Source organism: Amycolatopsis echigonensis, from assembly GCF_014174495.1.
Lineage (GTDB): Bacteria > Actinomycetota > Actinomycetes > Mycobacteriales > Pseudonocardiaceae > Amycolatopsis > Amycolatopsis echigonensis.
The window spans coordinates 73,512-87,854 of sequence record NZ_JACJHR010000006.1 but is presented as its reverse complement, the minus strand read 5'-3'; the positions used below and the strand labels follow the sequence as shown (position 1 = coordinate 87,854).

15 protein-coding genes are annotated in these 14,343 nt (G+C 68.4%); 9 read left to right on the top strand and 6 right to left on the bottom strand.

Annotated features, from left to right (window positions below; all coding sequences use genetic code 11):
• The first annotated feature begins 5 nt into the window (after nucleotides 1-5).
• Entirely contained in the window at nucleotides 6-860 is an 855-nt protein-coding gene (locus H5411_RS06375; protein WP_246368806.1) for a hypothetical protein, read from the top strand.
• Here the strand turns inward: H5411_RS06375 and H5411_RS06370 are convergent.
• Nucleotides 846-1,298, bottom strand: coding sequence for a DUF488 domain-containing protein (locus H5411_RS06370; protein WP_183123251.1), 453 nt, complete (start codon nucleotides 1,296-1,298; stop codon nucleotides 846-848). The two genes, H5411_RS06375 and H5411_RS06370, sit on opposite strands and share 15 nt — an antisense overlap.
• A 436-nt stretch (nucleotides 1,299-1,734) precedes the next feature.
• Here H5411_RS06370 and H5411_RS06365 point away from each other — a divergent pair, with 436 nt between their 5' ends.
• Nucleotides 1,735-2,241, top strand: a complete 507-nt coding sequence (locus H5411_RS06365) for a hypothetical protein (protein WP_183123250.1) — start codon at nucleotides 1,735-1,737, stop codon at nucleotides 2,239-2,241.
• A gap of 177 nt (nucleotides 2,242-2,418) precedes the next feature.
• On the opposite strand, the gene H5411_RS06360 is transcribed toward H5411_RS06365, so the two are convergent.
• Together H5411_RS06360 and H5411_RS06355 are read right to left on the bottom strand one after the other, a co-directional pair.
• On the bottom strand, nucleotides 2,419-3,021 hold the full coding sequence (locus H5411_RS06360) for a hypothetical protein (protein WP_183123249.1): 603 nt from the start codon (nucleotides 3,019-3,021) through the stop codon (nucleotides 2,419-2,421).
• A 19-nt stretch (nucleotides 3,022-3,040) separates the two neighbouring features.
• Nucleotides 3,041-4,435, bottom strand: a complete 1,395-nt coding sequence (locus tag H5411_RS06355) for a serine hydrolase domain-containing protein (protein ID WP_183123248.1) — start codon at nucleotides 4,433-4,435, stop codon at nucleotides 3,041-3,043.
• A gap of 145 nt (nucleotides 4,436-4,580) precedes the next feature.
• Here H5411_RS06355 and H5411_RS06350 point away from each other — a divergent pair, with 145 nt between their 5' ends.
• The 5 genes from H5411_RS06350 to H5411_RS48865 all read left to right on the top strand — a co-directional run bounded on the left by H5411_RS06350 (nucleotide 4,581) and on the right by H5411_RS48865 (nucleotide 9,996).
• Nucleotides 4,581-6,026, top strand: a complete 1,446-nt coding sequence (locus H5411_RS06350; RefSeq protein ID WP_183123247.1) for an amidohydrolase family protein — start codon at nucleotides 4,581-4,583, stop codon at nucleotides 6,024-6,026.
• Nucleotides 6,026-7,012 (top strand): dipeptidase, encoded by a 987-nt coding sequence (locus H5411_RS06345; RefSeq protein WP_183123246.1) that lies wholly within the window; start codon nucleotides 6,026-6,028, stop codon nucleotides 7,010-7,012. The genes H5411_RS06350 and H5411_RS06345 overlap by 1 nt, the downstream gene beginning before the upstream one ends.
• 71 nt (nucleotides 7,013-7,083) lie before the next feature.
• Nucleotides 7,084-8,322, top strand: a complete 1,239-nt coding sequence (locus tag H5411_RS06340; protein WP_183123245.1) for an NAD(P)/FAD-dependent oxidoreductase — start codon at nucleotides 7,084-7,086, stop codon at nucleotides 8,320-8,322.
• Nucleotides 8,323-8,356: 34 nt separating this feature from the next.
• Nucleotides 8,357-8,722, top strand: coding sequence for a RidA family protein (locus tag H5411_RS06335; RefSeq protein WP_183123244.1), 366 nt, complete (start codon nucleotides 8,357-8,359; stop codon nucleotides 8,720-8,722).
• A 68-nt stretch (nucleotides 8,723-8,790) separates the two neighbouring features.
• On the top strand, nucleotides 8,791-9,996 hold the full coding sequence (locus H5411_RS48865; RefSeq protein WP_183123243.1) for a PucR family transcriptional regulator: 1,206 nt from the start codon (nucleotides 8,791-8,793) through the stop codon (nucleotides 9,994-9,996).
• Between the two features lie 213 nt (nucleotides 9,997-10,209).
• Here the strand turns inward: H5411_RS48865 and H5411_RS46945 are convergent, their stop codons facing one another.
• The gene (locus H5411_RS46945) at nucleotides 10,210-10,482 is read right to left on the bottom strand and encodes a trypco2 family protein (RefSeq protein ID WP_246368805.1); all 273 of its coding nucleotides are present in this window, start codon (nucleotides 10,480-10,482) and stop codon (nucleotides 10,210-10,212) included.
• 78 nt (nucleotides 10,483-10,560) lie between these two features.
• Between H5411_RS46945 and H5411_RS06325 the strand changes: the two genes are divergently transcribed.
• Complete coding sequence (locus H5411_RS06325) at nucleotides 10,561-11,358, top strand: hypothetical protein (RefSeq protein ID WP_312877784.1); 798 nt, start codon at nucleotides 10,561-10,563, stop codon at nucleotides 11,356-11,358.
• Nucleotides 11,359-11,494: 136 nt separating this feature from the next.
• On the opposite strand, the gene H5411_RS06320 is transcribed toward H5411_RS06325, so the two are convergent.
• Complete coding sequence (locus H5411_RS06320) at nucleotides 11,495-12,622, bottom strand: mandelate racemase/muconate lactonizing enzyme family protein (protein ID WP_183123242.1); 1,128 nt, start codon at nucleotides 12,620-12,622, stop codon at nucleotides 11,495-11,497.
• On the bottom strand, nucleotides 12,619-13,371 hold the full coding sequence (locus H5411_RS06315) for a creatininase family protein (RefSeq protein ID WP_183123241.1): 753 nt from the start codon (nucleotides 13,369-13,371) through the stop codon (nucleotides 12,619-12,621). The genes H5411_RS06320 and H5411_RS06315 overlap by 4 nt, the downstream gene beginning before the upstream one ends.
• Nucleotides 13,372-13,412: 41 nt before the next feature.
• Between H5411_RS06315 and H5411_RS06310 the strand changes: the two genes are divergently transcribed.
• Complete coding sequence (locus tag H5411_RS06310) at nucleotides 13,413-14,342, top strand: ROK family protein (RefSeq protein WP_183123240.1); 930 nt, start codon at nucleotides 13,413-13,415, stop codon at nucleotides 14,340-14,342.
• Nucleotide 14,343 lies beyond the last annotated feature (1 nt).

Below are 14,343 nucleotides of genomic sequence, written 5' to 3'. Positions count from 1 at the left end.
GACCAATGACACAACTTCCCATGTTCGGCCAACCCCCGGACATGCCCGAGCGAAAACCGACTGGCGACCAAGCAGTACAGCTGCGGGTGCTGGTCACGGTCAAAGCAGCCCCCAACCCCTCCGACAAGTACGGCGAGACAGTCTGCGTAGCCGGCTTGAGCCTTGATCCCGCTAGGCCAGGGTGGATACGCCTGTACCCCATCAACTTCCGCGAGCTAGGCGGCGACGCGACCTTCAAAAAATACGACATCGTGTCCGTCGACGCGGTACCCGCACGCCAGGACTCCCGCAGAGAAAGCTGGCGGCCGCGGATGTCGACCTTGAAGGTTGAGAAACACCTGACCGGCTGGCACCGCCGCCGCCCCTGGCTTGACACCGCCGTCGCCGAGACAACGATGTGCCAGCTGCACCGTGGTGCCACCATGGACAGCACCTCGTTGGCCCTCATGAGGCCGAAGAAGATCACTTCGCTCCGCATCGCCCGTCACCAGGGTTGGTCACCGAGCCAACAGGCCAAGATCGACGCCTACGTCAGCCAGATCAGCCTCTTCGGCAACGAGGACCGCACGCCACTCCGGGCACCGCGATTCACCGGCACGTACCACTACGAGTGCCAAGACGTCAACTGCCGGGGTCACAAACAAGGCTTCATCGACTGGGAGTTCGTCCGGCTCCAGCTGCGGCTGAATCATCTCGACGACGCCGCGGCGCAGGAAGCGCTCCGGCAGCGATTCCTCCGAGAAATCTGCGGCCCCGACCATGACGTTGCCTTCTACGTAGGGAATGTGGCAGCCCACCCCCGGACATTCAGCGTCCTGGGCGTCTACTACCCGCCTCGCCGCATCTCAGGCTCGAGGTAACCGGCGGGCGATCTCCCCGAGCACCACGTCTCGGTGGCAGCGGCGCTGATCGGCCTCAAAACACAACACAGCAATGCGCTCCGAAGCCGCCAACCGCCCCAGCTCGTTCAAACTCGCCTGCCCCTCGGCACTGTCAAGCAGCTCGGCATACCTGGACTTCGCCTGAGCGAGCTCGGCTTCGGTTCCGGCGAACCCAGCGCGGTTGGCCTTCAGGTTCCCCAGCTCACGACGATGATCGTAGACAATCCCGACCTCAGCCAACGCCTGGCCCAGAGCCGTCTTACTGAAGCCTCGTTTCCGGGAGATCGGCGTCAGCCTGACATCGACCAGCCGCGTCACGCCCCGCCGTGCGAGCGCCTCCACGAAGGGCCCGATCTCTTGCCCCTCGTAGCCGACGCCGATAGCGCCCTCACGAAGCCGGGTCGCGCTGATGTTCATGCACGTCACCCTGTCATGGCTGCGCCCAGCCGACGACCCCGCCCCTATCAGAACGCCCTCGTTCACCAGTCCGCCTTGTCACAGCACGACAGCCCCGATGACCGTTCCACCGGCACCTGCCGTGTCAAGGGGCCGCGGAAGCACCGCCCGGACATACGAGCGACGCGCTGATCGAGGTCCTCCTGATGCAGCACCCGCCCTCTCACCGGCATCTTCAGACTGCCTCATTCCGCGATAAACGATCAGTCGACGGGCTGGGGCCAGGCCGAACCCCAGCGTCGCCCCGTCAGCGTTCTCGTTGGGTGAGACCATTTCGGCCGTCAGGCGCACCTCCGCGATCGATAGTTACATTACTGTGCCTTGCAGTCCCAGTGTCACATTAGGAATCTTGCGCTAGGCAACTGTTGCGGCACCGCAGCGAGATGAGGATCCGACGATGAATGACGCCAGCGATACTGCTCCACTCGATCCGAGCACGACGGAGTCGTGGCTGCCTGCTGAACTTGACGACTGGCGTTCGGGTTGGCTGGGAATCGCTGCCTACGGGCACGTGACGCACGGATTTGCAACCATGACGGTGGGTGCCGTGGATGACCCTGTTGCGCAGGTTTACTGGCTGGCACCCGATTTTGATGTCCATGAGACCTTCCGCCTTCGATTCGATCCCACTGGGAGATGTGTCGACCTTCTGGTGGGCCTCGACGAATGGTCTTGCGAGGAGTCGATCTCCCTAACAGACGACCAGTCTGCCGACTTTTCCGCCCTATGCACCCGCTCAGAGGTTTTTCCTGACGAGCTGTTCACGCGAATGGCTGCCCTGCAATACGCGGACTTCGAGATTTCAATCGTTCGGTGCGTGGATGCTCAGGACCTCAGTTGGGATCACGGTGCAATACAGGGCCCAGGGCCGGGTATCGTCTGGTGCCCTGTCGATCTGCGCTAGCATGTCTGTCCGGGCGCGGATCCAAGAGTCTCTTTTCGCGGTGACAGCGTTAGCGCGAAGAAGGTTTTCCGCGGAGTCATGACGGTTTCGGCTGATCGTTGACGCCCGTGATCAATGCTGCTGCGCGTCGGACACAGCACCGCCCGCCTGCCCGCGCCGGGCGCTAAACGGCCTAACTCAGAGGTTGCCCGACGAACGCGGTGCGAGCGTTGTGGTTAGCGAGCAAGATCGTCCTCGGACACACACGTTATTCACCCGTGGAGAGGCCGTCGGATCGACGGCCTCTTTTTCGTGGTCGAACCGCAGGTCAAGAGCAAGGTCCCGGTAGAGCTGGGCCAGTTTCCCCGGCTCCGAGTCGGCGAGCGCAGCGCCGTTGTCTCCGAGCGAGTCGACCATCGCGTAGACCTCGGCCTCGCTCAGCCCGGCGGGTTCCCCGACGGACGCCAACTCAGCCTGTACCACCGCTCTGTCCGCCTGCGCCCGGTTGATGCTCTCTACAACCGCCGCCGGGGCGATCCCGGCCGCGATGGCATCCTGGAACCTCCGAATCTTGGCCTCATCCAACCGCCGCCGAGCCGCACCGTCGCCCCCTGACTTGGCGGTGGTTGAGATCTGTGAGCTTGCAGCAGCGCGGGTGTGCCGGTCGGCTGCGGAAAGTTCAGGCCGGAGAAAGACACGATTCCCCTTTGCACCGACGGGCAGCGCGATCAAGCGCACCGACCGGACCTGCTCCGTCCGTTCGGCGAGGCGGAGCGGATCGGTTTCGAGGTCGCCGCGCAAGCAGCCTCGGGCTGCACAATCATGCTGCCCGCTCGTAGAGTGTCCCCAGCCGGACCAGGGTCGGGCGCCCGTCCCAGCCCGGTTCGAAGAACTGCACCGCCACCTGACTCCCCGGACTGCCGGAATCCATGATGAACCTGTTCCGCTCACTGTCGATGCACGTGATCGGCATGGCTCGGCCGTCCCCGGCAGGACTGCCCATCAGCCGGTCCCATTCAGCCAGGCCGGCATGCGGGATCAACCGTACGTGCAGCCGGCCGTCGCGCATCTCGACCTTTACCTGGCCGTCGGAGGCCCGGTACGCACCGGTGAAGCGTTCATCGTCAACCTCGACGCCTGCCTCGGGCGGGACGAGGGCAGCCGGGCCCTGAACGTCGAAGAACTCGTCGAGAAGTTCCGTGCACAAGGTGGAATGCAGCATCCCCCCGGTGGCGCTGTTGGTGAGCACCGCCAACACGACCTTCTGCGCCGGGATGACGTAGAGCGTTGAATGCATGCCGAGGTTGGCGCCGGAGTGCGTCAGCACCGGGTCGTCGCCCTCCCGGAAGATTCCCCAGCCGAGTCCGAAATTCGCGCACCCGCGCAGGCAGCCCCAAAAGTCGTCGTACTGGGGCGTGCGCATCTCCGCCACGGATGCCGGCGACAGGATGCGGTGTCCGTCGGGTGTCGCGCCATCGATGTGCATCCGCCCGAAACGGACCAGCGATTCGACGTCCAGCCACAAGCGCGAGCCGGCCGGGCCGTATTCGGGCCAGACCCGCAGCCGAGGCACTCGGGAGACGGCCCCGCTCGACGGGTCGACGACGTGCCCCACTGCGGTCGAATGGAGGAGCATTTCTTCGGCGTCCGCGGTCGCGGTCATGCCGAGCGGATGGATGAGGCGGGTACGCAGCGCGACGTCGAAGCGCTCGCCGGTGACCACTTCCACCAGCCGGCCGAGCGTGCTCATCCCCATGTTGCTGTACGAAAACCGCCGGCCGGGGACGCCCGTGACGTTCAATGTCGCGAGTTTTCCCATGAGCCGCTCGAGCACGTCGTCGCCCGGCGCCAGGTCGGGCAGGTAGTTGCCAGGCAGACCGGACGAATGGTTGAGCAGCATGCGCACGGTGATGGCCGCGGAACGGACGGGGTCGGCCGTGGTGAAATCAGGGAGGTACTCGAGCACGGGCGCTTCGAGGTCGAGCCGCCCCTTCTCCACCAGGGTCATCGCCAGGGACACGGTGAGCGTCTTCGTGACGGATCCGGCCGCGAACAGCGTGTCCGGCCGCACCGGGGCGCCGGTCGTCACATTGACGGTGCCGGTCTCGGCCTGGACGAGCATGCCGTCGTGCCACAGGGCGGCCGACGCGCCCGTCACCGTGAATTTTTCCGCCAGACGCGACAGCCGGTCCGCCAGTTCGTCCGAAGTGAGCATCAAGCAATTCTGTCAAGCCGGCGGGGGCACCGCATTCGACTGGAGTCGAACGAGACAGCCCACCGGTGCGACTCCTGTCCATATCTGGGCGGCACCGACGGATCTAACGTGTTGTGACGTACTGGAGAACGGAAGGAAGACGACGATGTCACTCCTGCTGACAGGCGCGACCGTCATCGACGGCGTTGCGGACAAGGGCATCGACGGCCGCGAGATCCTGATCGAGAACGGCCGCATCGCGGCGATCGGCCGCCCGGACGAGCTGGCCGTGCCCGCAGGGGCCGAGACCCTCGACTTCAGCGGGAAGTTCATCATCCCCGGGCTGATGAACGCCAACGTGCACCTCCTCGTCAACATCATGTTCGAGACACTCGTCCGGTACGAAGGTCGCTACGAAGACTTGATCGCCGAGGCCGCGCAAGTCGCGTTGAAAGGCGGCCTGACGACGGTCTTCGACACCTGGGGTCCGCGCCGGGCGCTGATGGCGGTGCGCGACCGGATCGACCGGGGCGAGACGCCTGGCAGCCGGATCCGCTGCGCCGGCAACATCGTCGGGTTCGACGGCCCGTTCTCCGACGACTTCGACAAGCGGATCCCCGGCGTCGGAAGCTCCCACATCGTCGACCGGGTGAACGCGACCTGGGTCGAGAACGTCGGGCGGCACCTGATGTGGCTCACGCCCGAGGAGGTCGGCAAGGAGGTCCGCGCGTACGTCGAGCGCGGCGTGGACTTCGTCAAGTACGCCTCGAACGAGCATGGCGGGGCCTCGGCCGGCGCGTTCATCCAGTTCTCGGAACGCACGCAGCGCGTCATCGTCGAAGAGGCTCATCGAGCCGGGCTCACCGCGCAGGCCCACACCTCGTCGGTCGAAGGCCTGAGGATGGCGATCGAGGCGGGCTGCGACCTCGTGCAGCACGCCAACACGACCGGACCCGCCGAGATCCCGCGCGAGACCCTCGATCTCCTCGCCGAGAAGAACTGCGGCGCCGTCGTCTTCCCGCTGACCGAAAACGGGTTCAAGATCCTCAAGGAGTCCATTTCGGACCCGGAATGGACGATCTGGAAAGCCTCGGATGTCAACGCCCGCAACCTCATCGGCTCAGGAGCGTCCATCCTCCTCGCGAACGACGGCGGCATCTTCGCCCCGGAATTCATGAACGAGCCGATGATCAAGGGCACCTGGAACGGCCTGCCTGAAGACGAGGGCCTGAACCGCCTGGCAACGGGTCATTTCGTCTGGCTTCGGGCCATGGAGGAAAAGGGCATGCCGCCGATGGCGTTGCTGCGCGCCGCCACCCGCAACATCGCCGAGGCCTACCAGGTCGACGACGACCTGGGGACCCTCGAAACCGGCAAGATCGCCGACATGGTCGTCCTCGATGAGAACCCCTTGCTGGGAGCCAAGAACTACCAGGCCATCCATGCCGTCATCAAGGACGGCGCGGTGGTGGATCGCGACGCGCTGCCGGAACAGCCGCTGCTGACCGCGGACATTCGTCCCGCTCTCGAAGAAGAGACGCACTACAAGCGCGCCCTCCACCACGGCGCGCGCCTGCCGGGCTGCCCCTCGTGCGTCAACGGAAGCCACTGATGCCCACGACCCGTCAGGACGCTGCGGTGTGCCACGCAGAGGCGTTGGTGTGGGAGCAGCACTGCTGCCTGCCGCTCGATCCGGACACCGACGTCGACGTCCTGTGGCGATACGCGAAGGCTGGAGCGTCGTTCGTGTCGGTCAACGCCGGCTACGCACCGCACGACGTCGCGGACACGATCCGGGTGTTGTCGGGCTTCCGGCGCCAGCTGCTCGCCCGGCCCGACCGCTACCTGCTCGCCCGCACGATCGAGGACGTGCGCGAGGCGAAGGCCACCGGACGGCTCGCCGTCGCGTTCGATCTGGAAGACACCCGCCCGCTCGGCGGACGGACCGATTTGGTGCAGACCTACTACGACCTGGGCGTGCGCACCATGCTGCTGACCTACAACCAGCGCAACGCCGCCGGCTCGGGCTGCCACGACGAATCTGACGGCGGGCTGACGGACTTCGGGCGAGAGGTGGTGGCCGAAATGAACCGGGTGGGGATGGTCGTCGACACCGCGCATTGCTCGTACCGGACGTCGATGGACGTCTTCGCGGCGTCGACGGCGCCGGTGGTGGTGTCCCATACGGCCGCGCGAGCAGTGCACGACGACTCCCGCAACGTCTGGGACGACCAGATGCTCGCGTGTGCCGCGACCGGCGGCGTCGTCGGGATCAACGGGGTGGGAATGTTCCTGGGGGACAACGACGCGAGCACCGAGGCGCTCCTCCGCCACCTCGACCACGCCGTGGAGCTCCTCGGCTGGGAGCAGGTGGGCCTCGGGCTGGATTTCTGCTTCGACCAGGCAGGCGACGAGCTGACCGCGAACCCGGACCTGTTCCCGCCGAGCTACGCGCAATGGGACCGGCTGGAGTTCGTCGAACCGGAGCGCCTGCCCGCCATCACCGCTGCCTTGCTGGACCGCGGCTACGCGCCGCAAGCCGTCGAAGGGATCTTGGGCGGGAATTTCCTCCGCGTGGCCGAGAGCGTCTGGCGATGAACCGTGCGCGAGGCGGTCGAGAGCAGGCGCTGCCGCGGTGGCCGAGCAGCCCATCCCGTTCAGGAGCCGACATGTCAGGAGAACTCTCGCCTCGGCGCGTTGTGGTCGTAGGGGCCGGCGTCATCGGGCTTTCGTGTGCGTGGTTCTTGCAGGAGCACGGCGCGGAGGTCACCATCCTGGAGCGGTCGGAGGTGGCGGCGGGTGCGTCGTGGGGCAACGCCGGCTACCTCGTGCCGGCCATGGTGGTGCCGCTGGCGGAGCCGTCCCTGCTGCGGGAGGGCGTGCGAAGTCTGCTCACCCCAGGCTCGCCGGTCTCGGTGAGCCGACGGTTGTCCGCGGCGACGCTGGCGTTCATGGCCGGATTCGCCCGGAATGCGACCGCGTCACGATGGCGAGCAGGGATGGCCGCGCTCGAGCCGTTGGCGGCGGGAAGCCTCAGCGCTTTCGACGAGCTGATGAAGGGCGGCGTCGCGGCCGAGGTCCACGAACGGACCTTCCGGATCGGGTTCACCGCCGGCCAGGACACCGCGGGGCTGGAAAACGAGCTTCTCGCCGCCCGCTCCGCCGGCCAGGAGGTCTCGTACCGGATCTCGGCAGGCCACGAGGCTCCGTTCTCCGACCGGATCACGCAGGTTGTGCACATGCACGGACAGCGGTTCCTCGCTCCAGGCGCATTCCTCGACGCGCTCGCCGAGTCGGTGCGGGAGCGGGGCGGCGAGCTCGTCGAGGGTGCACACGTGCGGTCGATCGGGTTCGGGCGGAGCGGACTGCAGGTGGACACGTGGACCGGACCACCGCGCCGGGCCGACGCGGTCGTGCTCGCGACGGGGGCATGGCTGCCGGAGCTGGGCCGCCGGCTGGGGGTTCGGGTACTGGTGCAGGCCGGACGCGGTTACTCGTGCAGCGTCCGGCTCGCCGAACCGCTCCCGAGCCCGGTCTATCTGCCCGGCGCCCGGGTGACGCTCACCCCGTACGGAGATCGGGTCCGCGTCGCGGGCGCCATGGAGATCGCCGACCGGGACGCGCCCTTCGAAAGCCGCCGCCTGGACTCCGCCCTGCGCTCGCTCCGCCCCTTGCTCGACGCCGGCTGGGACGACGTCCGCGAACCCTGGGTCGGATCCCGGCCGCTGACGCCCGACGGCCTTCCTGCGATCGGAGCGACAAAGGTTCCCGGCGTCCACGTCGCGGGCGGCCACGGCATGTGGGGCGTGACGCTGGGACCGGTCACCGGGAAGCTGCTCGCCGGGCAGGTCATGAGCGGAACCGCCGCCCCTGAGCTGATCCCTCTCGACCCGTTGCGCCGCGGGTGAGCCCGTGGCCGGACAAGCTCGCCAGGAGGCTTCGATGAGCCATGACGCAGTCACCCCGCCGCCCGCACCGACGTTCATCAGGCAGGGCGATCTCTTGCTGTTGTCGGGCCAGGTCGGTGTCGACGCCAGCTGGCGGCCGGTCGCCGGTGCGTTCCAGGACGAGGTCCGCGCGGCCTTCGCGAACGTCAGGCGGGTGCTGGCGGAGGCAGGCGCGCGGCCGGAACAGATCCTCAAGGTCACCGCCTACCTGGCCGACCTCGGGGACTTCTCCGGTTACAACGAGGTCTGGATCCAAGAGTTCCCCGAACGGCGTCCCGCCCGGACGACGATCGGCGCGCAACTGGTCTCGCCGTTTCGAGTCGAGCTCGACGTCGTCGCGTCGCTTGACGACACCCACTGAAGTTAGTCTCACGCGCGGACATGGAGTGTCGCGGCGGCGCCGCGAACGAGGGAAGGCACGCGGTTGGCGTGAGCGAAGACCTGCAGCGGGTGGTGGACACTCTGTCCAGGCAGCTGGGCCGGGCGGTCGCGATCGACGACGTCCACTTCCGGCTGCTCGCCTACAGCGCGCAGGCCGGTCCGATCGACGACATGCGAGCGCGGGTGATCCTGACTCGCGAAGCTCCCCCCGAGGGGGTGGCCTGGTTACGGGGCTTCAGACTTTCCCGCGCCGAGGGACCGGTACGCCTCCCCGCTGCCGAGGAGCTCGGCCTGCTTCCTCGGGTTGCGATCCCGATCCGGTTTCAAGGCGTCCAGTTCGGCTACCTGTGGCTCATCGACGCCGACGAGCCGGTGGACGCCGCGGGGCTCGCTCTCGCCGGTGTTGCCGCCGGAGAAGCCGCGGAAGTGCTGTTCCGGGAGCGGGCGCTGGGCGAGCTGCACGACGCCCGCGTCGGGGAGTTCCTCCGGGACCTGATGTCGGAGGACCCCGCGGCTCGCGCCCTCGCTGCCGACGGGCTCGTGGAATCAGAGCTCTTCGCGGCGCGCGACGGCGTGATCGTCATCGTCGTCGCGCCCTTGCCGGTGGCCGGGCAAGAGGTCGACGCGGGCGACCGGCTGGTGCTCGGCGCGGCTCTGCGCACTGCAGCGACCGCCACGCCGGTCCGCGAAAGCATGGTCTTGATCCGCCCCCGCCACGGACTGCTCGTCGTGACGCAGCGCGCGCTGGAGCGGGTTCCGCGACTCGCGGAAGAGATGTGCTCGTCGGTGGAGCAGCGCCTGGGACGCGCTGACCGGTGGCAGGCCGTCGTCGCCGGCGTGGGCCGTCCGGCAACGCGCCTGGCCGACGCCGCGACCTCGTACGAGCAGGCTCTCGACGCGATCCGGGTCGCCGACGTCATCCCCCGGTTCCGGCCCGTCGCCCGCCACGACGCGCTGGGGATCTACGCCTTGCTCGCCGCTCAGCCGCGCGAGCAGCTCCGCAGCATGGGAGCCGCGCCGGCGATCGCCGCGCTCGTCGACGCCGATCCCGAGCTCCTCGTCACCGCGGAAACGTACCTCGACCGCGCGGGCGAATCTCGTGCGGTGGCCGAGCTCCTGGGTGTGCACCGGGCGACGATCTACTACCGGCTCCGCCGCATCGAGGACCTCACCGGCTTCGACCTCAGCGACGGGGAACGCCGCCTCGTCCTGCACCTCAGCATCAAGGCGGCACGGCTCCTCGGCGACATCTGAGGCGAGGGGTCGACGACCGCTCCTCTCCCGCTGCGGGGCCGACGTCCGCGCGCATGAGCTCTCGTGCCAGCTCGACGCTGGACGACAGAGCATCCGACGGAAGCTTGAGTAGCGAGAGCCCCCTCGCGCACCAGGGCAGCCTAGTCCGGGCTCACACCCAGCGGCAGTAGCGAACTCCTCGAACAACCCTCGCAGCCAGAACGCACCCGCCGTTCAGATGGTCCCCCAGAGTGCTCGGCACCCTCTCCGGTCAGCGACCGACCTGCCCTGATACATCGCCCGGACCCGCCCGCCGGTCCTTCTCCCCTGCGACGAGCAGGTCGCCACCACCACCGCATTCGCCTTCGCATCCCGTCGCAACTCGACCGCGAACTCCAGTTCCGCTGGACCCGTCACGAACTCCACCCCAGCACCCGCGCTCTGGGAAGCAGCCTCCAGCAACTCGTCCCGCACCGACGCCACCGCATCCGCCAATTCGATCTCCATCGCCCTGCAATTCCACCTGCCCCACCAGCACCGCTCCACAACAGGCCGTGCCTCTGCGTGTGGAGAAGCGATTCCGATGTGCCGCAGGAAGTATCCGAATGCATCACCGCGGAACTGCAGAGAGTGAGACGATCAGATGATTCTCGTGCTCGCAGCTTTCGGCCGGCTTCTGTTACGACAAAGTCGAGCCGTCCCCGACTCAGCTCAGGAGCGCAGCGCGTGCCTTTCGACCCGAACCAGCCCAGAGGCCCCGACGGCAAATGGATCAAGACCGGCGGCGTTTTAACCGCGGCCGTCTTGGCGACAGTCGTGGGGGCGGCAAGCGGCGGAGACACAGTCACTTCGGTCGGCGCCGGACTCGACGCCGCGACGACCAAGAGCGTGTCCGGCTCGGACACCGCCAACAGCAAGAAGGCCGCCCGCAACGGCGATCGCGCCGAGGCATGGCGACGGCTCGCTCTCAAGGAGGTCAGGAAGGAGATCGGGAAGGAGCTGCGCTGCGCCGTCCAGTCGTTCGGCCAGGTTCAACAGTTCTTCCTGCGCCACCCGTGCCAAAAGCTCGACCAGCTGCTGTTCGTCGTGCAGGACAGCAACGGAAATACGATCGCCGGATCGGGCACGTGGGTGAAGATGCCGTCGGCCGAATCAGCCGTACAGCTCCGCAGGCTGGAAGACACGTACGGATCCGGTGACGTCACCCCGTTCGGAACAAAGGTTCTCGAAGCAGGCGGCTTTCGTTTCACCGGAAAGCACTACCGGTCGCGGCAGGACGGGAAGCTGGTCGTCATCGCCGAAACCGACCCGATCACGGGCCGCCCGTCCGACGCGTTCCTCAACCAGGTCGCCGACGTCGCGGATGTCCTCCCACCGCCATGATGCCGTACCAGCCGGCACTCCGAGGAACCACAACCTGACGGGTGCCGGGACACCTGGCCCATCCGCGTCAATCCCAATGCTTTCTCGACCCGGAGCTCGAGCGGGAATGCGGCACCGGGTGCGCGTCCCGGCGCGCTCAGCCAGTCAAGTCGCCTTCCCTCTCGTTCTTCGCCGCGTAGAACGCCAGCTTCTCCTCGTCCACCTCGACCCCCAGTCCCGGCCCGGACGGCACCCTCAGCCGGCCGTTCGACAGGTGCAGCGGTGCCACGATGTCGTCCGCGTGCAGGTAGTACATGCTGTCGATCGCGCGGGAGAGCACCGGGGTGCTCGCGACTACCGCCAGGTGAGCGGCGGTCGCGATGCCGAGTTCGCCGCCGCTGTGGAGGTTCATGCCCAGGCCGAACGTTTCGCAGTGCGCGGCGAGCGCCTTGGTGGCCGAGATGCCGCCCCATTTGTACACGTCGCCGTGGATCACATCGACCGCGCCGAGGCGCACTGCCGGGGCGAACTCCTCGAAGCGGACTACGCACATGTTGGTGCACAACGGAATCCGCACTTTCGCGCGCACCTGGCTCATTCCTTCGATGCCGACGCACGGGTCCTCGAGGTATTCCAGGTCCAGCTCCTCCAGCGCGAGCCCGGCGCGGATCGAGTCGGGCACCGACCACGCGGCGTTGGGGTCGACGCGAAGCTCGACCTCCGGCAATGCGCTCCGCAGCGCACGCAGGATCTCGACATCCCCGCGCATGTCCCGGGTGCCCTTCAGCTTCACGGCCGTGAAACCGCCTTCGGCCACCACTTTCGCCGTGTGCTCGGCCAGGACCTGCGCCAGTTCCGCGCCTTTCGCGCCGGGTGCGTCGGCGCGGGTGATCAGCGCGGTGATCGGTACCTCGGTGCGCACCGGGCCGCCGAGGAGGTCGGTCACCGACTGGCCGGTCGCGCGGCCGATGAGATCCCAGCACGCCACGTCCAGCGCGGCGAGCGCGGCATAGCCGAGGTAGCCGTGGAAAAACGGGACCATGTGGTGGCGACGGTGGAACGCTTCGAGCGCGAACGGGCTGGTCCCGATCATCTCCGCGCCCAGTTTCCGCGTCAGCTCGGCGACCGGGCGGCCCCACATCGTCTCGCCCCAGCCCTGCGCCCCGGTGTCCGTGCGCAGCCGCACCACGGTGCGGGTTTCGCCGGTCTTCGTCTCGAACGAGCTGGTGAACGGGTTGGTCAGCGGCAGATTGACGACCCGCACGTCGACGTCGGTGATCTTCATTGCGCCCCTTCGGTGGATGCGTGGCTGTCGCGGGTGCTGCGGTCGAACGCCCGGATCGCCTCGGCAAGCGCGGCGCTGCGCCCGGCGAGCAGTTCCGCGCCGTGCGCGGCGGTGGCCGCGGCGGCGTCGTCGGTGGTCCCGCCGGCGCGGGCCCATTCGCCGTGCCGTTCGACGGTCAGCCCGGGGTACGGCGAGTCGTAGAACAGCGGCGGCGGGTCGACGACCGGCCGCGGCTCCGGCGGGCGCACCAGGTCCGGGTGCGCCGCGAGCATGAGCGAGGTCTCGAACATCCCCGCGTGCCCGGGCACCTGGCCGTCGCCGACCGAAAAGTACGAGCACGCGGCGAGCGCGACGTCCGCGCGCAGCACGTACTGCTTCACCGCGAGCCGCATGATCTCGTCGTTGCCGCCGTGGCCGTTGACGATCATCACGCGCCGGTATCCGCTGGTGGCCAGGGAGTCGAGCACGTCGTCCAGCACCGCCTGCAGCGTCGAGGCGCGCAGCGACACCGCGGCCGCGAACAGGTGGTGCGGGCTATGGCCGAACGGCAGCGCGGGCAGCCGCACCACCTCCGGGTCGCCGCCGAGCCGGGCCAGCGCTGCGTCGGTGACGGCTTCGGCGAGCATCGTGTCGGTGCCCATCGGCAGGTGCCCGGCGTGCTGTTCCTGCGAGCCGATCGGCACAACCGCGATGGCGGACCGCCCGGCGGCGCGCGTCTCCCGCCAGGTCATTCGCGTCAGTTCGGACATGTGGCCTCCCTTCTCGGCGCGGCGCGTGGCATCGTGACCGCATGAATTCCGGCGAACGCCCGGCCCTGCGGCTGGTTCCCGCGCCGGTCGCGGCGCCGTCCGCGGCTGGGCCGGTGCTCGGCGCGGTCGAACTGCTCCCCGGCCGCATCCGCGCCGCGCTGCTGGATCTGGCGGGCGCGGTGCGGTGGCGCGCCGAAGCGACCTACGCGCGCACCGCCGCCCCGGCGGGCATCGCGGCCGCGCTCGCCGAAGTGGCTCGGTTCCCGACCGCGCCGGCCGCGATCGGGGTCGCCTCCGCCGGGCTGGTCGACGCCAGCTCGGGGACGATCATCGAAGTGCACGAGGTGCCGGCGCTGCACGGCTACCCGATTGCCGAGGTACTCGGCCGCCTGGCCGGGGTCCCGGTCCACGTCGAGCACCGCGCCCGCCTGCAGGTCCTCGGCGACCGCTGGTTCGGGCCAGGCCAGGGCCGCAGCACCTTCGCGTCGGTCTCGACCGGCGAAGTGCTCGGCGTCGGACTGCTGTTCGACGGCGAAGTCCTCGCCCCGCCCGGCGGCCGCAGCGGCGCGCACATGACGGTCGCCGCGAGCGGCCGCGAATGCACCTGCGGTGCGCGCGGCTGCTGGAAAACTGTCGCGACCACGCCGTGGCTGCGCGGCGAAGCGCAGCGGCGAGGCCTCGCCGCGCAGACCGTGCGCGGACTCGCCGGCGACCCGCTCCTGGACGAGTACGCGGGCAACATCGCGCTCGGGCTGGTGAACATCCAGCAGCTTTTCGCCCCGGGTTTGTTCGTCCTGCACGGCGAAGCGGCCGAGGGCGGCGACCCTTTCCGCGCCCGCATCGAGCAGCGGCTGCGCGAGGACTCGTCGTGGGCCACCGGCGCCGAACCGCCGCGGGTGGTCGTGAACGAGAGCCCCGCCGACGACGTCGCCCTTCTCGGCGGCGCCGGTCTGGTCCTGTCGAAGCTCTGAG